The sequence below is a fragment of the Streptomyces sp. NPDC053079 genome (genome assembly GCF_044546695.1).
GTDB lineage: Bacteria > Actinomycetota > Actinomycetes > Streptomycetales > Streptomycetaceae > Streptomyces.
Genome location: NZ_JBITZJ010000002.1, coordinates 629,261 through 650,589, shown reverse-complemented (window position 1 = coordinate 650,589; position 21,329 = coordinate 629,261). Strand labels below are relative to the sequence as shown.

Below are 21,329 nucleotides of genomic sequence, written 5' to 3'. Positions count from 1 at the left end.
GAGAGACAATGCACCGCGCCCGTACCGCAGCCACCGCGCTCCTGGCAGCAGCCCTGCTGACGCCCCTCACCGCCTGTGGCGACGACTCCGGCAAGGCCGACGACGCCAAGGAGAAGACCGCCCTGACGGTCCTGGCGGCGGCTTCCCTCACCGACGTCTTCAAGAGCGCGGGCGCGGCGTACGAAAAGGCGCACCCGGGCACCACGGTGAAGTTCTCCTTCGCCGGTTCGCAGGAGCTGGCCGCACAGGTACGCCAGGGCGCCCCCGCCGACGCTCTCGTGACGGCCGACACGAAGACGATGGACGGCCTCAAGCATGAGACCGCGGCCCCCACCGTCATCGCGAAGAACCGGCTGACGATCGCCACCGCCCCCGGCAATCCGAAGAAGATCGAGGGGCTCTCCGACCTCTCCAAGAACGACCTGAAGGTCGTCCTCGCCGCCCCCGAGGTGCCCGTGGGCCGCTACAGCAAGAAGGTCCTCGACGACCAGCACGTCATCGTCAAGCCGGTGTCCCAGGAGCCCAACGTCCGTGCCGTGCTGAGCAAGGTCTCGCTCGGCGAGGCGGACGCGGGCATCGTCTACGTCACCGACGCCGCCGCGGCCAAGGACAAGGTCGCCACCGTGACCGTCCCCGACGCCCAGAACGCGGTGGCCTCCTACCCGGCCGCCGCGCTCAAGTCCTCCCGGCACACCACCGAGGCCGCCGACTTCGTCAAGTGGCTGACCTCGCCCGAGGCCCAGAACCTCCTCCGGTCCGCCGGCTTCCAGCAGCCGTGAGGGTCCGCGCTCCCCTGACCCTCGCGCTGCCGGCCGCCCTGGCCGTGGCGTTCCTGCTCCTGCCCCTGGCCGGCATCCTCGCCCGTACGCCCTGGGCCACGCTCCCCACCCGCTTCACCTCGCACGAGGTCACCCAGGCCATGACCCTGAGCCTCACGGTTTCGGTCTGGGCCCTCCTGCTCTCCCTCACCCTGGGCGTACCGCTCGCCTGGCTCCTGGCCCGCGTCCCCTTCCGCGGCAAGGCGTTCGTACGCTGCCTGGTGATGCTCCCGATGGTGCTCCCACCCACCGTCGCAGGCGTAGCCCTGCTCCAGGGCTACGGCCGACGAGGCATCATCGGCACGTACCTCGACTCATGGTTCGGCATCACCCTCCCCTTCTCCACCACGGGAGCAGTGCTCGCCTCCACGTTCGTGGCCATGCCGTTCCTGGTGATCAGCCTCGAGGGCGCACTCGCGAACCTCCACCCCCGCTACGAAGAGGTGGCGACAACCCTGGGCGCCACCCCCCTCCACACCTTCCGCACGATCACGCTCCCCATGGTGGCCCCGGGCCTCTTCGCGGGAGCGGCGCTGTGCTGGGCCCGCGCGCTGGGGGAGTTCGGGGCGACGATCACGTTCGCGGGCAATCTCCCCGGCACGACCCAGACCCTCCCCCTCCAGGTCTACCTGCTCCTCCAGGACGACCCGGAGGGCGCGACGGCGGTGTCGCTCCTCCTCCTGGCGATCGCCACCGCGGTCCTGCTCTCCCTCAGGGGCCGCTGGCTGCAGCCGCCGACGGCCGGGAGGGGCCGGGGCGGGACGGGCCCTGGCAGGGGCGTAAAGCGTGATTTGCGGCCGCATTCTGAGCAACCGCACGAGGAGCCAGAAGCGGCCGTAAATCATGCAGCCCCAGAAGGGCCCGTCCCGCCCCGGCCCCGCACCCCAGAACACCCCCTGCGCACCACGGTCAGCGGTGCCGTAGAAGCAACGCTCCACGCCCAAGCCGGAACCACGATCGCCGTAGTGGGCCCGAACGGCGCCGGCAAGACAACCCTGCTCCGCACCCTCCTGGGCCTGACGACCCGCGCCACACCGAAGACCCTCCACCTGGGCGACGACGCCCAGGACGTATCGCAGACCCCACCCCACCACCGCCGCATCGCCTGGGTCCCCCAGGACGGCGCCCTCTTCCCCCACCTCACCGCCCTCGCCAACACCGCCTACGGCCTCCGCACCCAGGGCGTCCCCAAAACGGAAGCCCACCAACAGGCCCAGCACTGGCTCGACCGCCTGGGCGTGGGCCCCTTGTCCCACCGCAGGCCCGCCCACCTCAGCGGCGGCCAGGCCCAGCGCGTGGCACTCGCCCGCGCCCTGGCCGCCCGCCCCCGCCTGCTCCTTCTGGACGAACCCCTGGCGGCGCTGGACCAGTCCACCCGGGCCCACGTGCGCCAGACCCTGCGCACGCACCTCGCCGATTTCCCGGGCGTCTGCCTGATCGTCACCCACGACCCCATCGAGGCCGTGTCGTTGGCCGACCACGTCCTGGTCCTGGAGGACGGCCGCACGCTGCAGTACGCCACGCCCGCCGAGCTGACCCGCCACCCCCGCTCCCCCTGGGTGGCCCGCATGCTCGGCCACAACGCGTGGCCCGGCAAGGCGACCCCGGAGGGAACGATCCTCCTGAACAACGGCGCAAGCCTGACGACAACGCGGCAGAGCGGACCCGCCCCCACCACCGGCCTGGCAGTGATCCCCCCGGAGGCCGTATCCCTCCACACCACCCGCCCCACAGGCAGCCCCCGCAACGTCTGGCCCGGCACGATCCGCGAGCTCACCGCCCAGGGCGGCAGGATGCGCGTCCTGGTCGACGGCGAGCCGGACGTGGTCGCCGAGATCACCCCCGCGGCCGCCGCGGACCTCGCCCTGGCCGAGGGCACCCCGGTATGGGTGAGCGTCAAGGCGACAGAAGTCAGGTTCGTGCCCGCCTGACCCGTACACCCCGCAGCCCGTACGCCCCGTAACCCGTACGCCCCGCACACCGCGCGCCCCCCGCCGTCCCGCCCGGAGGATGGGACCCGTGTCCAGATCCGTACGGGCGGCCGGCGCCCTGCTCGCCACCGTGGTGCTGCTCCTCGCCACCCTCACCAGCTGCGACGGCGGCATCGGTGGCGTCGCCCCCGGCACCGGCACCGGCGTCGCCGCCGGCACCGACACCGCCGCCGGCGGCCAGAAGCTGGACTGGAAGACGTGCCCCGCGCCGAGCCGCGGCGAGGACAGCGGGGCGGGCAGGCCCCCGGGGGACGAGTGGGAATGCGCGACGCTGCGGGCGCCCCTCGACTACGCCCACCCCGACGGCGACAGCATCGGCATCGCCATGATCCGCGCCAAGGCCACCGACCCTGCCCACCGCATCGGCTCGCTGATCTTCAACTTCGGCGGCCCGGGCGGCTCCGGCATCACCACGCTCCCGGCCTTCGCCGACGACTACCGCACCCTGCGCACCCGCTACGACCTGGTCAGCTTCGACCCGCGCGGCGTCGGCCGCAGCAGCGGAGTGACCTGCCTGGGCGACAAGGAACTCGACGCCTACTACGCGGCCGACGCCACCCCCGCCACGAAGGAGGAGGAGAAGGCCCTGGTCGGAAGGGTCGAGCAGTACGCAGCGGGCTGCGGCAAGAACTCCGGCAAGATCCTGCCGCACGTGGGCACGACGAACGCCGCCCGCGACATGGACCTGATGCGCCAGGTACTGGGCGACGCCAAGCTGCACTACTTCGGCGTCTCGTACGGGACGGAACTGGGCGGCGTCTACGCCCACTTGTTCCCGAAGAACGTCGGCCGCGCCCTCCTGGACGCGGTGGTGGACCCCTCCAGCGACCCCGTGCAGAGCGCGCTCGCGCAGGCGAGCGGCTTCCAGCTGGCGCTCGGCAACTACATGGCCGCGTGCGTGAAGACGTCCGACAACTGCCCGACGGAGCAACAGATCGGCGACCTGCTCAACCGCCTGCAGAAGAACCCCGTGCCGGGCGGCGGCGGCCGCGACCTCACCCAGTCCCTCGCCACCAGCGGCATCGCCCAGTCCCTGTACTCACGGGACTTCTGGGACTACCTCACCGAGGGCGTGGAGGACGCGGAGAACGGCGACGGGAAGATCCTGCTCGCGCTGGGCGACTCCATGAACGGGCGCGCCCAGGACGGCAAGTACAGCTCGCTCCAGGCGTCGTTGAACGCCATCACGTGCGCGGACTTCGCCCAGCGCTACACGGCGGCCGAGATCGAGGGGAAGGTGCCGGAGTTCCGCAGGGCGTCGTCGGTCTTCGGGGAGTTCATGGCGTGGAGCCTGCTGCAGTGCACCGGTTGGCCCGCAAAGGGCGAATGGCAGACGCCCGATGTGAGCGCGAAGGGCTCCGCGCCCGTCCTCGTCGTCGGCAACACCGGTGACCCGGCGACTCCTTACGAGGGAGCGCACAAGATGGCCCAGGAGCTGGGCCCGGGGGTGGGCGTGGAGATGACGTACCGGGGCGAAGGCCATGGGGCGTACGACAGCGGTAATGCGTGCGTGAAGAGCGCTGTCGACGCATACCTGTTGGAAGGTACTGTTCCGGACGCCCATAAGATCTGCTCATAAGGTGTACTGATAGCACCCATAGCACATCACACCGGTAATACGAACTCCGCCGGACCGAATGTCAGTGGCCCGCACTACCATCGCCCGCACAGAAGTTCCGCAGACGACGGACGAGTTGCAGCCGACCGACGGGGGCGAGAGGGGGCCATGCGATGGCGCACAGACCGCGCAGCCGCACCGACCGGCGCGCCCGGACGCTCACCGGCGCCCTGGCCATCGCGGCACTGCTGGCGGCCCTGATGGCCCTGTGGCAGGCGCAGTTCAGACCGCTGACCAAACCGGAGTACTGCTGGGGCACGTGGCGGGCGGACGGCGGGCCGTTCCGCGAGGACGCCCGTCACCGCTCGGTCCGCGAGAGCGCCCCCACCGCCGGCCGCCCCCACGGCCGGTGCACGCTCAGCTGGAGCGGCGGCCGCGGCCCGGACGCACCGCGCCGGCAGCTGGAGGTGCGCTACGAGACGGGGCCACGGGCGGAGGAGGAGCGCCGGGCGTGGCTGACCGGGCTGTTCGCCGGGGGTGACGCGGCCCTCCCGGACGATCTGCCGGGCTTCGTCACGGCCGACACCGGCACCCTGGTCCTGCCCGAGTCGTGCGACGTGGACGGCAGACCCTCGGTGGTCACGGTCTCGGGTTCCTTCGACTCGAGCCCCGCCAGGACGGGCCGGCTGCTGGTGGAGGCCGCGAACCGCGCCACGAAGGCGACGGGCTGCGCGGGCGAGGTGGAAACCCGGGAGGAAGCACCGACCCCACAAAACGCACCCGCCGCACCACACACTCCCACCACCCAAGGCCCACCGATCCCACCGGACACGTCGACACCAGGCACCCGAACACCACCCACCCCAGCCACACCACCCACCACTCCTACCCCCACCCCGACCACCGCCTGCCCGGTCCCCCTGCCCGGCCTCGCCGCGGCCCGGCCCGCGGCCGGCAGCGCGCACGACGGCTTTCAGACCTGCGCGGTGGCCGGCGACGGCCAGTGGGCGGCCAGGTTCACGATGGTCGCCCGGCCCAGGATCGTCGCCCTGTTCGACGGCCTCACGGGCGACGGCCCGCCCGGGCCCGGCTGGCGCGCCCAGGGCCGGATCGAGGCGTCGGGGGCGCTCATACGCGCCGACTGCGCCGGCCGCCCCACGGTCTTCACCATGCGCACGGGCCCCGGCCGCACCGGCACCCGCCTCGACGACCCGCGCGAGGCCTTCCCCGACTTCGTGGACGCGGTGGCGAGCCGCATAGGCTGCGCGCCCCTGCACTCCGTCTGACGGCGACCGTACGCCGGGGGTCGCACCCCTTGTGCCGGGCGATTCATCCGTAGAGTCGGTGGAATGAGTCCCACACGCCCAAGGGCCACTGCCCTCGCCTCCGCGTCCCTCGTCATCGCCCTCACGGCCACCGCCACGGGCTGCGGCGAGAGCAGAGACGGCGGCGCGGGCAGCGGAAGCGGCGGTGCCGAGGGCAAGGGCCGGGCGCCGGGCGTCACGATCGACTGGAAGCGGTGCGAGGCCCCCACCGCGGCGCAGGGCGCCGGCAAGGCTCCCGGCAAGGAGTGGGAGTGCGGCAAGCTGCCCGTACCGCTCGACTACGGCAAGCCGGACGGCGAGAAGATCGAGCTGGCGCTGATCCGCAACGTCGCGCGTAAGAAGCAGGACCGCATCGGCTCGCTCGTCTTCAACTTCGGCGGGCCCGGCGGCTCGGGGGTGGCCGGGCTGCCGTCCCTGGCGGACGAGTACGACAAGCTGCACGCCCGCTACGACCTCGTGAGCTTCGACCCGCGCGGCGTGGGCGAGAGCGCGGGCGTGCGGTGCCAGAGCGACAAGGAGCTCGACGCCGCGTTCCAGATCGACGGCACGCCCGACGACGACGCCGAGCTGCGGGAGACGCTCGCGTCGAACAAGGCGTACATCGAGGCGTGCGCCAAGAACTCCTCGAAGGTCCTCCCCCACGTGGACACGGTCAGCGCCGCCCGCGACCTCGACCGGATCCGGGCCGCGCTCGGCGAGGAGAAGCTGCACTACTTCGGCATCTCGTACGGCACGGAACTGGGCGCCGTCTACGCCCACTTGTTCCCCAGGAACGTCGGCCGGACCGTCCTCGACGCGGTCGTGGACCCGACCCAGGACCCGCTGCAGGGCAGCATCGGCCAGACCAAGGGCTTCCAGCTCGCCCTCGACAACTACCTGAAGGACTGCGGCTCTTCGGGCGGCTCCGGCGGCTGCCCGTCGCAGGGCGAGATCACCGCCCTGCTGAAGAAGCTCGACGCCAACCCGCTGCCCACCGCCCAGGGGCGCAAGCTCACCCAGGACGAGGCGGTCAACGGCATCGCGGCCGCGCTGTATTCGAAGGACACGTGGAAGTACCTGACCGCCGGCCTCCAGGAGGCCATGCGCAAGGGCACCGGCAATACGCTCCTGCTGCTCTTCGACAGCATCTCCGGCCGCAGCCCCGACGGCCGCTACAACAACCTCCAGGCCGCCAACCGGGCCATCTCCTGTGCCGACGCGGAACAGCGCTACACCGTGGCCGACGTCAAGCAGCGCCTGCCGGAGTTCCGTGCGGCCTCGCCGGTGTTCGGGGAGTCCGCCGCCTGGTCGCTGCTGGCCTGCACGGACTGGCCGGTGAAGGGCAAGTGGAAGACCCCGGACGTGAGCGCGGAGGGTTCGGCGCCGATCGTGGTGATCGGCAACGCGGGCGACCCGGCGACGCCGGTGGCCGGCGCGGAGCGGATGGCCGAGAGGCTCGGCAGGAGCGTCGGCGTCCTCCTCACGGTCAAGGGCGAGGGCCACGGCACCTACGGGGTCAACGCGTGCGCGACCAAGGCCGTGAACGCCCACCTGCTGGAGGGCAGGGCCCCGGCGAACGGCACGACGTGCACGTAGAGCGCGGAAGGCGCTCGTAGTCACGGCGAAAGGGCGGCCCGCCGCAGCGGACCGCCCCTTTTTTGTCTACGCCGTACCGTTCTCTCTACGCCGTACCGTCAGTACACCGGCTTCTGCGGCTCGACCTGGTTGACCCAGCCGATCACGCCGCCGCCGACGTGGACCGCGTCGGAGAAGCCGGCCGACTTCAGCACGGCCAGCACCTCCGCCGACCGGACGCCCGTCTTGCAGTGCAGGACGATCTTCTTGTCCTGCGGCAGGTCCTGCAGGGCGCTGCCCATCAGGAACTCGTTCTTGGGGATCAGCCGGGCGCCGGGGATGGAGACGATCTCGTACTCGTTCGGCTCGCGGACGTCGATGATGTCGATGTTCTCGCCGCCGTCGATCCACTCCTTGAGCTGCGCGGGAGTGATCGTCGAGCCGGCCGCCGCCTGCTGGGCCTCCTCGGAGACGACGCCGCAGAAGGCCTCGTAGTCGATGAGCTCGGTGACGGTCGGGTTCTTGCCGCACACCGCGCAGTCGGGGTCCTTGCGGACCTTGACCTGCCGGTAGGTCATCTCAAGGGCGTCGTAGATCATCAGTCGGCCGACGAGCGGGTCGCCGATGCCGGCCAGCAGCTTGATGGCCTCGTTGACCTGGATGGAGCCGATCGACGCGCAGAGCACGCCCAGGACGCCGCCCTCGGCGCAGGAGGGCACCATGCCGGGCGGCGGGGGCTCGGGGTACAGGCAGCGGTAGCAGGGGCCGTGCTCGCTCCAGAAGACGGACGCCTGTCCGTCGAAGCGGTAGATCGAACCCCAGACGTACGGCTTGTTCAGCAGCACGCAGGCGTCGTTGACCAGGTACCGCGTGGCGAAGTTGTCCGTGCCGTCGACGATCAGGTCGTACTGGGAGAAGATCTCCATCACGTTGTCCGCCTCGAGGCGGCCCTCGTGCAGGACGACGTTCACATAGGGGTTGATGCCCAGCACCGTGTCACGGGCGGAGGCGGCCTTGGAGCGGCCGATGTCCGACTGGCTGTGGATGATCTGGCGCTGCAGGTTCGACTCGTCGACCTCGTCGAACTCCACGATGCCGAGCGTGCCGACGCCGGCCGCGGCCAGGTACATCAGGGCGGGGGAACCGAGACCGCCGGCACCCACGCAGAGCACCTTGGCGTTCTTCAGGCGCTTCTGCCCGTCCATCCCGACGTCCGGGATGATCAGGTGACGGGAGTACCGACGGACCTCGTCGACGGTGAGCTCGGCAGCCGGCTCGACCAGGGGTGGCAGCGACACGGGGTCTCCAGGGTCATCCCCACGGGTGCGGGGAACATAGAGGCAGCGTTCTGTTCTTCCCCTGTAACCCTGCCACGCCCCGTCTCATTCCGAGACACCAGGTCCGATGCGCGAGACGATCTCGTCCCAGTAGCCGGGCAGGGACTCCCAGGGGTCCACTTCGTCATGGTCCGTACGGTCCGTGAAGTAGATGGTGCCCGCGCCCTGCCAGCGGGCGATGCGCAGCGCCTCGTCGAGGCGGTCGCGCGGCACGCCGTGCACGAGGTGGCAGAAGCGCCCGGGCGGGTGCTCGGCCGTCCACTCGGGGGCCTGGGACCAGCGGTAGCCGGACCACGGTCCGGCGTAGGTCACCAACTGGTCGGCGAGGGCGGCGTATCCGGAGCAGGGGGGCCGGCCGTGCACCAGCACCACGTGGGCTCCGTCGAGCAGGGTGCGCAGCGCACCGGTCACGCGCCGGATCTCCCCCAGCCCCTCGGCGTCGGAGGGGCAGCGGCCCAGCGCGAAACCGTCCACCCGGTACCAGTTGAGGAAGCGCTGCGCGTCCGAGAGCAGTTCACCGAAAGGACGCTCGCCGAACCCCGCGTCCAGGTGGCCCAGCACCCGGACGCCGGACGTCCGCAGGGGTACGGCGGCGGACAGCCAGTACGGGTCCTGGCGGAAGCCGGGGCCGCCGGCCCGGCCCCCGGACTCCCGCAGGGAGCTGCTCCCCAGCACCACCCAGTCCAGCGGGAGTCCGGCCCGCTGGAGGCCGCCCCACTCGGCGGGGGCGACCAGGGGGTGGGCGAAGCCCGGCACGGCGAGCCGGAGCGGGGCCTTGCGTGCGGCGAGGGCGCGGCGCTGGCCCGGGGAGATCAGATACGACACGCCGCCTCCATCCAGATGTCGGCCAGCGACTCCTCCAGGCCGATGCGGGGGCGCCAGCCGAGCCGGTCCCGGGCGGTGCGCACGTCGGCCTGCTGCCAGCCGCCGCAGCCGTCCGGGTAGGGGTAGGCGGGCGGGCTGCCCAGGTGCGGGTCGTCGAGCTCGTGCAGGGCGCCGCCGAAGCCGGCCACGCGGGCGAGGAGGGTCGCGGCGTCGCGCAGCCGCACGGCCCGCCCGGTACCGATGTTGACGGCGCCCTGCGCGGCGGACAGGGAGGCCGCGTGGACGGCGCGGGCGATGTCGCGGACGTCGACGAAGTCGCGCTGCACGCCGAGGCCGGTGAGCTTGAGTTCGCTGTCGCCGCTCTGCATGGCCCGCCGCATGGCCTCCGCGAGCCGGCCGAGCGGCGACCCGGCGGGGGTGCCCGGTCCGACCGGCGAGAAGACGCGCAGCACGATGGCGTCCAGGCCTGAGCCCAGCACCAGCTCGGTGGCGGCGAGCTTGCTCACCCCGTACGGGCCGCCCGGGCGCGGCACCGCGTCCTCGGCGGTGGAGGAGCCCGGCTGGGAAGGCCCGTACTCCGAGGAGCACCCGACCTGCACCAGGCGTGCGCCGCAGCCGCTGCGGCGCAGCGACTCGCAGATCGTGGCGACGGCGACGGTGTTGTGCCGGGTCAGCTCGCGGGCCCCGCCCCGGGTGGCGCCCGCGCAGTTGATCACGACGCCGGGGTGGACGGCGTTGAGGAAGCGGGTGAGCGCGCCGGGGCTGCCGCTGGCGAGGTCGAAGCGGACGTCCGCGTCGTCGCCGCGGCCCAGCGCGGTCAGCTGGACGGCGGGGTCGGCGAGCAGCCGGTCGGCCACGAACCGGCCGAGGTAGCCGTTGGCGCCGAGCAGCAGGACTCTCATCGGTCGTGCCCTCGCTCTCGCCCGGTGGTGCTGAGGGGGTGAACGCTCATCTTCCTTGCTCTCCTCTGGAAACGGCGGGACGGGGCGCGTGCGGGGCGTCCGCGTGTCCGTGGACCGAGGCCCGAGACAGCGCGGGAACGGCGTGGGCCAGCAGGGCGAGGGCCGGCAGGGCGCAGGCGACGAGCGGTATGGCGGCCGGCCCGAAGGCGCCCGCCGCCCAGCCGACGGGCCATCGCAGGGCCTCGCAGCCGGGCAGCCGTGCCGCGAGGAGGGTGCCGAGCGGTACGGCCTCGGCCACGGCGGCGGCGAGGGTGGCGGCGACGGCCGCCCTGGCCAGGCCGTGTGCGGCGAGCAGCCGGGCGAGGAAGAACAGCCCGCCGAGTGCGGCCAGCGCGGTGTAGGCCAGGGCGGGCGGGGTGGGGGCGCCGAGCGGGCCGCCCGCCGGCAGGGCCGTGCGGGCGGGCCACAGGAAGCCCAGCAGGGTGCCGAGGAACAGCACCACCGCCACCAGCAGCGCCGGCCGTACCTGCCGGCCGAACTCCGCGAGTCCCCGGCTCGCCGCGAGCAGCCGGCGGGCCCGGGCGGTGAACCAGTGGGCGCACCAGGCCGCGGGGGCGACCGCGCAGGCCAGGGCGAGCGCGGTGGGGGCGGCCGCGGTGACGGCGACGGCCACGAGCACGTGCGCGGGCAGTCCCCGGCGGCCGTGCAGCAGCAGGGTGACGGCCCAGTCGCCGGCGAGGGCGTAGCCGAGCAGCCAGAGCCAGGCCAGCGAGCCGGTGGCCCCCCAGCCGCCGCTCAGTGCGGCGCAGGCGCCGGGCCGGAGCTCGTGCCCGGCCCGGCCGGCGTCGGACGGGCCGGGCGCCGGCGGGGCGTACGGGTCCTCGTGGCGCTCCACGCGCGCGTGGAGCTCCTCCGCGAGGGAGAACACGTCGCGGTGGCGGTACTCGGCCGCGACGCGGTCGCCGATGCCGTGCTTCTCCAGGACCGCGGCGATCTCCAGCGGGTGGACGGCGCCGGCGCACAGCGCGTGGTGGCGGCGCATGAGGGCCTTCACGGGGTCGGCCGGGTGCCTGTCGTCCGTGGAGGTGGGCTCGGCGTCCGCGCACGCCGCGTCCGTCCGGGTCGCGGCTATGCCGACGGGGGCCGCGGTCGCGCCGGCGGGGCGCAGCGATGTGGTCATCGGCGCCCTGCCCACGTGGGAGAGGCGGAGCGCGGGGACACCGACAGCGGCGGCTGGGCGCCGGCGGCGTGGGAGAAGGGGACGGAGGGGTCGGGGGCGGTGTGCTGGACGGGGGCGCGGGAGAGGACTTCGAGGTAGACGGCCCCGAAGGCGGAGACGTTCTGCTCGACGGTGAAGAGTTCGAGGGCGCGGGCGCGGGCGGCGGCGCCGAGCCGGGCCCTGCGTTCGGGGTCGCGCAGCAGCGTCAGGCAGGCCTCGGCGAGGGCGGCCGCGTCGCGCGGGGGGACGATCAGGCCGGTGCCTCCGATGACTTCGCGGACGGCGCCGACGTCCGGTGAGACGGTGGCGCGGGCGCAGAACATCGCCTCGGCGAGGGCGGTGGGGAAGCCGTCGGGGGCCCCGGAGAGGGCGACGACGCTGCCCGCGGCGTAGTCCTCGGGGCCGCAGGCCGGTCCGAAGGTGACTCCTTCGGGCCCGTCGACGGTGTCCGGTGGCGCTCCGACGACCCTCAGCCGTACGCCCGGTTCGGCGTCGCGCACGAGGGCCAGGGCCTCCCACAGGTGGGGTTCGACGGGTCCGCCGGTCCACACCAGGGTCAGGCCGTCGTCGGCGGCGGGTCCCCGGCCGTCGCCTTCGCCGACGGTTTCGTAGAGGCTGGCGTCCATGCCGGGGTGGACGGTGCGCAGCCTGGAGCGGTCGGCTCCGCACCGCTCCTGCCAGCGGCGGCCCTGTCCGTCGCCGGCGGTGATCACGGCGGCCTCGGCGTAGATCCGGGCGGCCAGCTGGCGGTGGAAGGCGGACAGCAGGGTCCGTACGGACACGGAGAGGCCCTCGTCGCCGGCCAGGTAGTACTCGCGCAGCCGGACCTCGTACTCGGTGACGAGCAGGGGGGTCCCGAAGAAGCGTTTGGCCAGCAGGCCCGGGAGGGCGGCGGGTCCGGCGGAGGTGGCGTGGCAGAGGTCGACGGCGGCCAGGCCCCGGTCGCCGTCGGCGGTGCCGTACCAGTCGAGGGAGAGGGGGCGCAGGGCCCGCTCGAGGAGTCCGGAGACGACGAGGAGGTCGGTGACGCGGGTGCCGTAGACGGCGGGGTGGGCGCCGGGTGCGCGGCAGGCCGTCTCCAGAGCGCGCAGGGCCAGTTCGGAGCGGAGGGCGGCCGCGAGGCCCCCTTCGTCGCGGGCGAGGTCGGCGAGTCCGTTGAGGCCGTCGGTGAAACGGTACGCCTGGTCGCCCGGCAAGGTGATGGCCGCGGCGAGGTCCCCGAAGTGGGCGGCGAACCGCCGCCGCTGGTCGCGCCCGTACGAGCCGTAGGCGCGTCCCGCGCAGCCGGGGGCGGGGCCGCCCCACAGGGGTGCCGCCCGTACCCGCCGGACGTTGCCCGGCAACGCGTGCCAACCGCTGTCCTCCTGGCGGGCGCTGCGGCTCAGGGCGTAGAGCTCGAAGTCGTGCTGGCCGAGCCCGCGCACCAAGCGGTCGCACCACTCCCCGCCCTCGCCGGCGGCGTACGGATACCCGCCCTCGGAAAGCAGTCCCACACGCACGAACGCACCCCCGTTCTCCCTTGTCGGCAGCCGCCGTTACGGCAGCGGGGAGCACGCTATGCGCGCTTCCCGGTGGCGCGGCGGACGGTTGTCCGTCGCGCCACCGGAAGGGGTGAACGGGAGTGACTTTCCCGCAGATGGGGCGTTAGATCGCGCTATGCGGCGGGGCGCCTGCGGGCGGTGTCCGCGGCCGGGCCGCGCGGGGCTTCGGGCACCGGCACGGCGGCCAGCAGGCCCTGGGTGTAGGCGTGCCGGGGCCGTTCGTAGACGGCGTCCGCCGGGCCCTCCTCCACGATCTTCCCGCCGCGCATGACGATCAGCCGGTCGCTGACCTGGCGCACGACGGCGAGGTCGTGGGCGATGAAGACCAGCGCCAGCCCCAGGTCCCGCTGCAACTCGCCCAGCAGCCGCACGACCTGCGCCTGTGTGGTGACGTCCAGCGCGGAGACGGGCTCGTCGCAGACGATCAGCTTCGGCTCGGGCGCCAGGGCGCGGGCGATGCCCACGCGCTGGCGCTGGCCGCCGCTGAACTCGTGGGGGTAGCGGTGGTAGGACCCGGGGTCGAGCCCCACGCGCTCGAGCAGTTCCCTTACGCGGGCGGTGATCTGAGCCTCTCCCAGCTTTCCGGCGGCCCGCAGCGGGTCGGCGATGGACTCGCCGATGCTGCGCCGGGGGTTGAGCGAGGAGACGGGGTCCTGGAAGACCATCTGCAGCTCGCTGCGGAAGGACCGCAGCTCACGCTCCTTCAGGCCGCCGATGTCGCGGCCGCGGTAGCGCAGCTCGCCGCCGGTGGGCTCCAGCAGCCGCACCAGCATCCGGCCGAGCGTGGTCTTGCCGCTGCCGGACTCGCCGACGACGCCGACGGTCTCGCCGGCCCGTACGGTCAGCGACACCCCGTCCACGGCGGTCACGGCCCGCTTGCCGCGCCCGAACTCCCGGCGCAGACCGGCGGCTTCGAGGAGCACGGTGTCGTCACCGGTGGGTGTGCGGATTCCCTCGCGGCGGACGTTTACGCGCGGGACGGCCGCCAACAGGTCGCGGGTGTAGGTCTCGCGCGGCGCGTCGAGCACCTCGTGGACCGGCGCGTGCTCGACGGCCCGCCCGTCCTTCATCACCAGCAGCTCGTCGACGCTGCCGGCCGCCACGCCCAGGTCGTGGGTGACCAGGATCAGGCCCATGCCGGTCTCGGCGCGCAGCTCGCGCAGCAGGCCGAGGATCTGGGCCTGGACGGTGACGTCGAGGGCGGTGGTGGGCTCGTCGGCGACCAGCAGGCGGGGTTCGCAGGCCAGGGCCATGGCGATGAGGGCGCGCTGGCGCATGCCGCCGCTGAACTCGTGCGGGCGGGAGCGGGCCCGGCGGGCGGCGTCCGGGATGCCCACGCGGTCGAGCACCTCGGTCGCGCGGGCGCGGGCCGCCCGACGGGAGGCGTCCTTGCGGTGGACGCGGTAGACCTCGGCGATCTGGTCGCCGACGGCCTGGTAGGGGTCGAGGGAGGAGAGCGGGTCCTGGAAGACCATGGCCGCCGCTCCCCCGCGCAGCCGGCGCAGTTCCGCCTCGCCGGCGGCCGTCACGTCGTGGCCGGCGACGGTCACCGAGCCGGTGACGTGGGCGCCGGTGCCCCGGTGCAGGCCCAGCAGCGCGTACGCGGCCGTGGACTTGCCGGAGCCGGACTCGCCCACGATGCCGAGGGACCCGCCGGGCGGGAGCGTGAAGGACAGGCCGTCGACGGCCCGTACGAGGCCGTCGCCCGCGCCGGGGCCGGCCGGGAAGGCGACGGTCAGGCCGTCCACCGCGACCAGGGACCGGTTCGTCATCGCAGGGCCACCCTTCGGTCGGCGACGGCGTAGAGCACGTCCGCCACGATGTTGGCGACGACGACGGCGGTGCCGGTGACCACGACCACGGCGACGACCACGGGCAGGTCGAGGCTCGTGGTGGCGTGCACCAGCAGCTGCCCGATCCCGGGCAGGCCGAACATCATCTCGGTGAGTACCGCGTTGCCGAACATCGACCCGAAGTCGGCCGCCGTCAGCGCGATGACGGGGGCGACGGCGCCCCGGAGCGCGTGCCGCCCGATGAGCGAGCGTTCGGCGACGCCGTAGGCGCGGAAGGTGCGGATGTGGTCCTCGGCCAGCGTCTCCAGCAGCGAACTGCGCGTCAGCCGGGCGTACTTCGCCGACTCCAGCAGTCCGAGCGCGGCCCACGGCAGCAGCATGTTCCAGGCCCACTGCTCGGGGTCGTCGGTGAGCGGCACGTAGGTCGGGAAGGGCAGCCAGGCCAGGTAGGCGCAGAAGAGCATCAGCAGGCCGAGGCCGCTGATGAAGACCGGCGTGGCCGTTCCGGCGAGGGTGAGCCACGTCAGGACGCGTTCGGTGATCCCGCCGCGCCGCAGCGCGGAGAGCAGGCCGGTGGCGGTGCCCAGCAGCAGCCACACGGCCATGGCGCCGACCGCGAGGGAGGCGGTGGCGGGCAGCCGCTCGACGAGCATGTCGGTGACCTGCTGGTTGTTCTGGTACGACAAGCCGAAGCAGGGCGCGTCGCAGTGCAGGACGCCGGCGCCGGCGGAGTAGTCGTGCCCGGTGACGATGCCCTGCAGGAAGTGCCAGTACTGCACGTACACGGGGTCGTTCAGGGAGAGCTGCTCGCGGACCTGGCTGATCTGTTCCGGGTTGCAGCGCGGGCCGCAGGCCAGGCGCGCGGGGTCGCCGGGGGCGATGTAGAAGGTCGCGTAGACGACGGCGGAGAGCACGAGGACGACGACGAGTGCGCCGAGAGCGCGCCGCAGCAGGTATCCGGTCATGCCGTGCCTCCCGCGCCCTGTGCCGGGGCCTTGCGCCGGTCCCTGCCGACCTTGAGCCGTGAGGCCTCGCGCGGGTCCAGCGCCGTGCGCACCCCGTCGCCGAGGACGGTGAAGGCGAGCGTGGTGACGAACAGCATGAGCGCGGGCAGCAGTACGTACATGGGGTCCGCGCGGAACCAGGTCGTGGCCGTGGAGAGCATGTGGCCCCAGGAGGGGGTCGGGGGCTTCACGCCGACGCCGAGGAAGGACATGCTCGCCTCGAGCACGATGTTGCTCGGCAGCAGGATGGCCGCATAGGTGATCACGGGCGCGGCGAGCGAGGGCAGCAGTTCGCGCCGGGCCACCCGCCAGGTCGAGCCTCCGGTCAGCCGGGCGGCCGAGACGAAGTCGAGCTTCTTCAGGCCGAGTGTCTGGGCGCGCACGAGCCGGGCCATGGGCCCCCAGGCCAGCAGGCCGATGGCGATGACGAGCAGCACCGGGCGCGGGAAGTCGGCCGGGACGACGGCCATCAGGGCGATGGCGAAGACGAGCATCGGCATGGCGACCATGACGTCGGTGACGTGGCTGAGCGCGCTGTCGACGAAGCGGTTGCCGAGCGCGGCCGCCAGGCCCACGCCGACGCCGATCAGCACCTGGACGAGAGTGGCGCCGAGGGCGACGACGAGCGAGACGCGGGCGCCGTACAGCAGCCGTACGAACATGTCGCGGCCGGTGCCCGGTTCGACGCCCAGCCAGTGCTCGGCGCTGATGCCGCCGAAGTCGCCGAACGGCACGCCGCCACGGGCGGAGTCGACGAGGGTGTCGTGGTAGGTGTTCGGGTCCTGGCCCTCGAGCGCGGCCAGCAGGGGCGCGGCGAGGGCGAGGAGGACGAGCAGGCCCAGTACGGCGGCGGCCGCGAGCGCGGACTTGCGCGCCCTCAGCCGCCGCCAGACCTGCCGGGCGCCGGAGGCGGGAGCGGCTCCCGCCTCCGGTTCCTGGGTGAGGAGGAGGTCCGTGGTCACTTGACCGCGACCTGCGAGACGTCGAGGACACCGGTCCAGTCGCTGATGACGACGTTCTTGACGTCCTTGCCGAAGAGGCGCTTGTAGACGGGGTGGAACAGCGGCACGGTCAGGGCCTGCTCGCCGATCTTCTTGTCCAGGGCGCCCCAGCGCTGAGCGGCGGCGTCATGGTCGGTGATCTTGTTGATCTCGTCGATCTCGTCGTTGACCTTGGAGTCGTCGAGGCGGGAGGCGTTGAAGTTGTAGCCGTCCTTGACGATCTGCCGGCCGTCGAAGATCGGCGCGAGGAAGGGGCCGCCGGAGGGCCAGTCGGCACCCCAGTGGGCGAGGAAGAGGCCGGGCTGCTTGTCGACGCTGTGGACCTTCTCCTCGTAGTCGTTGTCCTCCAGGCCCTCGAGCTTGACCTTGATCCCGGCGTCCTTGAGCGCGGCCTGGATCGCGGTGGCGATCTCGGGGCTGGTCTCGGCGTTCTGGGCGGTGGAGTGGGTGAGGGTGATCTCCAGGCCGTCCTCGTGACCGGCCTGCTTCAGCAGCTCCCTGGCCTTGGCGGCGTCACCCTTGGCGCCCGCCGGGAAGTGGTCGTAGGCGGTGTACCCGAAGGACTTCTGGTTGGGCAGGAAGGTCGTCGCGGGCTCGGCGAGCGAGGAGCCGCCGGCGGCGTTGACGACGCTGGTGCGGTTGATCGCGTAGGAGATCGCCTCGCGCACCTTCGGGTCGTCGAAGGGCTTGGCCTTGGGGTTGAACGCCAGGTAGTCGGTGTAGCCGAAGTGGCCGGTACCGACCCGGCCGGCGAGCTTCTTGTCGCCGGTGACCTGGGCGAGCTCGGCGGGGCCGAGGTTGGTGTCGGTGGTCACCGCGGCGGCGTCGGCGCCGGAGCCCGTGGACAGCCGCTGGTTGATGACCGCCGGGGACAGGCCCGACTTCACCTCGATCCGGTCGGGGTAGGCGTGCCGCTCCTTGTCCGTCTCCTCGGACCAGTGGGGGTTGCGCTCGAGGCTCAGCTGCTCGCCGTCGCCCACGTTCTTGACGACCTTGTACGGGCCGGAGGAGACCGGGTGTTCGGCGTACTTGGCGCCGGTGTCCTTGGCCTTGGGCACGGGGGCGAACTGGGTGGAGGTGGCGAAGTAGGGGAAGTCGCCCTCGGACTTCTTGAGCTTGAAGACGATCGTCTTCTCGTCGGGCGTCTCGATGGAGTCGAGGCCCTTCTTCTCCTTGTAGGGGCCCTGGTAGCTGTCGCCGCCGATGAGCCAGTCGCGCAAGTACGGGGCACCGCCGGAGAGTTCGGCGGCGAAGGAGCGCTCGACGCCGTACTTGATGTCGGCGGCGGTGATGGGCGAGCCGTCCTCGTACTTCAGCCCGTCCTTGAGCTTGTACGTCCAGGTCTTGGCGTCGTCGCTGGGCGTGCCGGTGTCCGTGGCGAGGTCGGGGACGACCTTGGTGCCCTCGGCGCCGTTCTCGCGGTTGCGGGTGGTGAGGGTGCGGTAGACGAGCGAGGGGATGTTGCCGCCGCCGGAGGTGTACAGGCGCGCGGGGTCGAACTGCTTCTGCGGCGCCCGGTTGAGGACCGTGAGCGTGCCGCCCTTCTTGGGCGCGCCGTCGGCGCCGCCGCCGGCGTCACCGCCGCTCTTCTCCGGGCCGCACGCCGCTGCGCCGCCGACCAGGACCACACTGACGGCGGCAGCGGCCACCCGACGGGATATGACGGACATGTGACGCATGACAGGTAATGCCTTTCGCGGAATGCGACGGTGAACCGAAGGAAGGGAGCAGGAAGCACCCGCGAAGGCGGTGGGAAAGAAGCGCGGACGAGCGCCGGACCGCCCCCGGCGGACGCGACGCTGCCGGGCAGCGCGCAAGGGCGCGGGGGGAAGGGCGGTCTCAGCGACAGAGGATGTCGGCGACTGCGTGCACGGCCACGCCGATCAGCGCCAGCTCGAAGCCGGCGATCTCGGAGGCGTGGGGGTGCGACATGCGCAGAACACTGAACGAATTTTCGGCCCGTGGCAAAGGTGTCTCACATGCAGAGACGCATCGTCTCAGGACGTGGGAAGTGGATCAGGCTCCGGGTAGGGCCAGGCGTTGGGGCGGCAGGTCTTTCCGTCCGTCGTGAGGAACTTCGTCTGCTGCATCATCACCGGCGCCAGGGCGCCGTCCGCGCTGCAGGACTCGTGGTCGCGGCCGAGCCGGTGACCGACCTCGTGGTTGATCAGCATCTGCCGGTAGGCGTGCATGTCGTCGCCGAAGGTCGGCGAGCCCTGCGCCCACCGATAGGCGTTGATCATGACGCGGTCGGTGGCGGCGGAGTCGCAGGAGACGTTGTCCTCGGTGGTGTCCAGGCCGGACTTGGCGCACCAGGTGGCCGTCGTGCGGGGGCTGGCGAGGGTGACCACGAAGTCGGTGTCTCCGGAGGAGACGCGCTCGAAGGTGCGCTTCTTGCCGTGGCCCCAGCTGCGCTCGTCGTTGAGCGTGCGGTGCACGGCGTCGGCGAAGAGGGTGCCGTCGAGCGGGAGCCCCTTCTCCACGTCAACGCGGTAGCGCAGGACTTCACCCTTACCGGGGGCCTTGTCCTCGCCGCCCACGGCCTCGAAGTCGCCCGAGCCTCCCGCCTTTGCCTCCAGCGGGTACTTCTTCGCCATCTTCTGCTCGTACGTGACGGGGACCTCGGCACCGCCGTTGGGCGTGGGCCTGCTGTCGGAGCGGGAGGCGGTGTCCGCGCCCGGGCGGTTGCCCACGTCCGCGGAGTGCGCCTGGGCCTTGCCGTCCGCGCCGTCCTGCACCTGCCCCGCCACCGTGACGGCCAGCACGGCCGTCACCAGGGCGGCGGCCACTCCCGTCACGGTCCGCGCCAGCCGCCTGCCGGAGCCACGGGCCTCGGCGCGGGCCGCGGCGCGGGGGCCCCGGGGCGCGCCGCCCGCCGGGGCGGGGCGTCGGCCGGAGCCGCCCGGCATGGGCACCCGGGTGTGGGTGACCGCGTCACCGTCGGAAGCACTGCCGGAGAGATACCCGGTGGCGGAGTACGTGGGCCCGGCGGGCGCGGCGGGGACGGTACCGGGCGTCTGCGCGCGCTGCGCGCCGATGACGCCCCAGCCGAGCACCGGGTCGCGCTGCTCGGGGTGGCCGCCGCGGGCGGAGGGCCGGGCGGACTCCTCCCGGCCGGCGCCTGCTCCCAGACCCGCGCTGTACCCGGCGTCGTAGTCGGGGCCGAAGCCCGCGTCGAAGTCGGCCGCCAGCTCGGCGGCGTCGGCACCGGAGGCGGCACCGCGCCTGCGCCCCGTGCCCGGACCCGGCACGGCGGAGGCGTCGGGGCCGGCCCGGCCGTGCGCGGCAGGGCCGCCGTCGGGGGCGCGGCGGCGGCCCGTACCGGGGGCGGCGGCAGCGGCGGACCCGCGAGGGGCCCGGTCGGCGCGTGCGCTGTGTTTACCCACGGGGCGGGGCGCTCCGTTCAGATGTCGTGGCGGTATCCGCGAGCAGTGCCCGGAAGGCGCGAGCCACCGCGTCCGGGTCCTCCATCATCGCGACATGACCCGCCTCGAGAAGCGTCAGCAGCCGCGAGTCGCGGAATGCCTTGCTCGCGCGGCGGGCCATACGGATGGAGACGAGCTGGTCGCGCATTCCGTACACGAGCAGAGTAGGGGCAAGGACCTTCTCCGCCTGGCGCCACAGCGAATGCTGTCCGCCGAGTGTGTACGCGTCGACGATGCCGCGCGCCGAGCGGGCCATGACCTCCCAGAAGTAAGGGAGCTCCAGCCTCCGCTCGTACTCCGCGGCCGCCAGGGCGAACCCCTCGGACGTCACCCGCGAGGGGTCGCCGTAGCAGAGGGCGAGCACCTCGCGGGTGCGGCGCTCGGGGGTCCAGTCCCTGGTCGCCCGGGCGAAGAAGGAGACGACGCCCGGCACGGCGAGCAGCGCGGTGGGCACCGCCGTGCGCTGCGGGCGCAGCTCGGGCAGGGCGGGCGAGACGAGCGTGAGCGTGCGGACCAGGTCCGGCCGGACGGCGGCGACGCGGGTGACGACGGCGCCGCCCATCGAATTGCCGACGAGGTGGACGGGGCCTCGGCCGGCGGCGTCGAGGTAGCGGATGACCACCCGGGCGTAGCCGGTGATGGAGTAGTCGCCGTCCTCGGGCGGCGGCGCGTCACCGAAGCCGGGCAGGTCGAGCGCCTCGGCGTCGACGACGCCGGCGAGCCGCTCCATGAGCTCGGACCAGTTCTGCGAGGAGCCGCCGAGGCCGTGGACGAACAGGGCGGGCGGCAGCGCCTCGCCGGGGGCGTCGGCGGGCGGCCGGGAGCGCACGGCCAGCGTGAGGCCGGGCAGCGTCACCGTGCGCAGCTTCTCGCCCCGGCTGACCCGCGAGGAACGCGTGGGCGGCACGACGGGCACGGCGCGTGCGTCCGGCGACTCGGTCGAAGACATGCGGGCAATGTTACGAGACGATCACGTCCGAACCTTTGTGGTGGCGGTCACAGATCGCCTGGCGATACCCGGCGCCGTCTCCTAGGC

Annotated in this window: 17 protein-coding genes; 5 read left to right on the top strand and 12 right to left on the bottom strand. The window is 73.0% G+C overall.

The window, feature by feature from the left end:
• The first annotated feature begins 8 nt into the window (after nucleotides 1-8).
• The 5 genes from modA (at nucleotide 9) to ACIGXW_RS10235 (ending at nucleotide 7,267) form a co-directional block, all read left to right on the top strand.
• Nucleotides 9-779 (top strand): molybdate ABC transporter substrate-binding protein, encoded by a 771-nt coding sequence (modA, locus tag ACIGXW_RS10255; RefSeq protein ID WP_399571857.1) that lies wholly within the window; start codon nucleotides 9-11, stop codon nucleotides 777-779.
• On the top strand, nucleotides 776-2,749 hold the full coding sequence (locus tag ACIGXW_RS10250) for an ABC transporter permease (protein ID WP_399571854.1): 1,974 nt from the start codon (nucleotides 776-778) through the stop codon (nucleotides 2,747-2,749). The genes modA and ACIGXW_RS10250 overlap by 4 nt, the downstream gene beginning before the upstream one ends.
• Before the next feature lie 79 nt (nucleotides 2,750-2,828).
• A complete protein-coding gene (locus ACIGXW_RS10245) occupies nucleotides 2,829-4,388 on the top strand; it encodes an alpha/beta hydrolase (RefSeq protein ID WP_399571852.1) in 1,560 nt (519 codons plus the stop codon).
• A 152-nt stretch (nucleotides 4,389-4,540) separates the two neighbouring features.
• Entirely contained in the window at nucleotides 4,541-5,653 is a 1,113-nt protein-coding gene (locus tag ACIGXW_RS10240) for a hypothetical protein (protein ID WP_399571849.1), read from the top strand.
• 63 nt (nucleotides 5,654-5,716) lie between these two features.
• The gene (locus ACIGXW_RS10235; protein ID WP_399571847.1) at nucleotides 5,717-7,267 is read left to right on the top strand and encodes an alpha/beta hydrolase; all 1,551 of its coding nucleotides are present in this window, start codon (nucleotides 5,717-5,719) and stop codon (nucleotides 7,265-7,267) included.
• Nucleotides 7,268-7,365: 98 nt separating this feature from the next.
• On the opposite strand, the gene moeZ is transcribed toward ACIGXW_RS10235, so the two are convergent.
• From moeZ to ACIGXW_RS10175, 12 genes are all read right to left on the bottom strand, one after another.
• Nucleotides 7,366-8,544 (bottom strand): adenylyltransferase/sulfurtransferase MoeZ, encoded by a 1,179-nt coding sequence (gene moeZ, locus ACIGXW_RS10230; protein WP_071963277.1) that lies wholly within the window; start codon nucleotides 8,542-8,544, stop codon nucleotides 7,366-7,368.
• Between the two features lie 84 nt (nucleotides 8,545-8,628).
• A complete protein-coding gene (locus tag ACIGXW_RS10225; protein WP_399571844.1) occupies nucleotides 8,629-9,408 on the bottom strand; it encodes a spherulation-specific family 4 protein in 780 nt (259 codons plus the stop codon).
• Complete coding sequence (locus ACIGXW_RS10220) at nucleotides 9,396-10,310, bottom strand: NAD-dependent epimerase/dehydratase family protein (RefSeq protein ID WP_071963275.1); 915 nt, start codon at nucleotides 10,308-10,310, stop codon at nucleotides 9,396-9,398. Before ACIGXW_RS10220 ends, ACIGXW_RS10225 begins: the two co-directional genes overlap by 13 nt.
• Nucleotides 10,311-10,356: 46 nt before the next feature.
• On the bottom strand, nucleotides 10,357-11,490 hold the full coding sequence (locus ACIGXW_RS10215; protein ID WP_399571841.1) for a hypothetical protein: 1,134 nt from the start codon (nucleotides 11,488-11,490) through the stop codon (nucleotides 10,357-10,359).
• Complete coding sequence (locus ACIGXW_RS10210) at nucleotides 11,487-13,028, bottom strand: DUF3492 domain-containing protein (protein WP_399571838.1); 1,542 nt, start codon at nucleotides 13,026-13,028, stop codon at nucleotides 11,487-11,489. Before ACIGXW_RS10210 ends, ACIGXW_RS10215 begins: the two co-directional genes overlap by 4 nt.
• Before the next feature lie 155 nt (nucleotides 13,029-13,183).
• Nucleotides 13,184-14,842: an ABC transporter ATP-binding protein gene (locus tag ACIGXW_RS10205; RefSeq protein WP_399571835.1), complete on the bottom strand. Its 1,659-nt coding sequence runs from the start codon at nucleotides 14,840-14,842 to the stop codon at nucleotides 13,184-13,186.
• On the bottom strand, nucleotides 14,839-15,828 hold the full coding sequence (locus tag ACIGXW_RS10200; RefSeq protein ID WP_071963271.1) for an ABC transporter permease: 990 nt from the start codon (nucleotides 15,826-15,828) through the stop codon (nucleotides 14,839-14,841). Before ACIGXW_RS10200 ends, ACIGXW_RS10205 begins: the two co-directional genes overlap by 4 nt.
• On the bottom strand, nucleotides 15,825-16,829 hold the full coding sequence (locus ACIGXW_RS10195) for an ABC transporter permease (RefSeq protein ID WP_399571833.1): 1,005 nt from the start codon (nucleotides 16,827-16,829) through the stop codon (nucleotides 15,825-15,827). Before ACIGXW_RS10195 ends, ACIGXW_RS10200 begins: the two co-directional genes overlap by 4 nt.
• Entirely contained in the window at nucleotides 16,826-18,547 is a 1,722-nt protein-coding gene (locus ACIGXW_RS10190; protein WP_399571830.1) for an ABC transporter substrate-binding protein, read from the bottom strand. The genes ACIGXW_RS10195 and ACIGXW_RS10190 overlap by 4 nt, the downstream gene beginning before the upstream one ends.
• Before the next feature lie 160 nt (nucleotides 18,548-18,707).
• A complete protein-coding gene (locus tag ACIGXW_RS10185) occupies nucleotides 18,708-18,800 on the bottom strand; it encodes an Ms4533A family Cys-rich leader peptide (protein ID WP_360906714.1) in 93 nt (30 codons plus the stop codon).
• Nucleotides 18,801-18,865: 65 nt separating this feature from the next.
• Entirely contained in the window at nucleotides 18,866-20,254 is a 1,389-nt protein-coding gene (locus ACIGXW_RS10180) for a DUF3152 domain-containing protein (protein ID WP_399571827.1), read from the bottom strand.
• Nucleotides 20,247-21,242 (bottom strand): alpha/beta fold hydrolase, encoded by a 996-nt coding sequence (locus ACIGXW_RS10175; protein WP_399571825.1) that lies wholly within the window; start codon nucleotides 21,240-21,242, stop codon nucleotides 20,247-20,249. The genes ACIGXW_RS10180 and ACIGXW_RS10175 overlap by 8 nt, the downstream gene beginning before the upstream one ends.
• Between the last annotated feature and the right edge of the window lie 87 nt (nucleotides 21,243-21,329).

What these genes read in the sequence shown, in the direction of transcription:
- ACIGXW_RS10185 (WP_360906714.1), bottom strand. Translation starts at nt 18,800, where the DNA reads ATGTCGCACCCCCACGCCTCCGAGATCGCCGGCTTCGAGCTGGCGCTG.
- ACIGXW_RS10200 (WP_071963271.1), bottom strand. Translation starts at nt 15,828, where the DNA reads ATGACCGGATACCTGCTGCGGCGCGCTCTCGGCGCACTCGTCGTCGTC.
- modA (WP_399571857.1), top strand. Translation starts at nt 9, where the DNA reads ATGCACCGCGCCCGTACCGCAGCCACCGCGCTCCTGGCAGCAGCCCTG.
- ACIGXW_RS10235 (WP_399571847.1), top strand. Translation starts at nt 5,717, where the DNA reads ATGAGTCCCACACGCCCAAGGGCCACTGCCCTCGCCTCCGCGTCCCTC.
- ACIGXW_RS10205 (WP_399571835.1), bottom strand. Translation starts at nt 14,842, where the DNA reads ATGACGAACCGGTCCCTGGTCGCGGTGGACGGCCTGACCGTCGCCTTC.
- ACIGXW_RS10245 (WP_399571852.1), top strand. Translation starts at nt 2,829, where the DNA reads ATGGGACCCGTGTCCAGATCCGTACGGGCGGCCGGCGCCCTGCTCGCC.
- ACIGXW_RS10190 (WP_399571830.1), bottom strand. Translation starts at nt 18,547, where the DNA reads ATGCGTCACATGTCCGTCATATCCCGTCGGGTGGCCGCTGCCGCCGTC.
- ACIGXW_RS10240 (WP_399571849.1), top strand. Translation starts at nt 4,541, where the DNA reads ATGGCGCACAGACCGCGCAGCCGCACCGACCGGCGCGCCCGGACGCTC.
- ACIGXW_RS10220 (WP_071963275.1), bottom strand. Translation starts at nt 10,310, where the DNA reads ATGAGAGTCCTGCTGCTCGGCGCCAACGGCTACCTCGGCCGGTTCGTG.
- ACIGXW_RS10215 (WP_399571841.1), bottom strand. Translation starts at nt 11,490, where the DNA reads ATGACCACATCGCTGCGCCCCGCCGGCGCGACCGCGGCCCCCGTCGGC.
- ACIGXW_RS10175 (WP_399571825.1), bottom strand. Translation starts at nt 21,242, where the DNA reads ATGTCTTCGACCGAGTCGCCGGACGCACGCGCCGTGCCCGTCGTGCCG.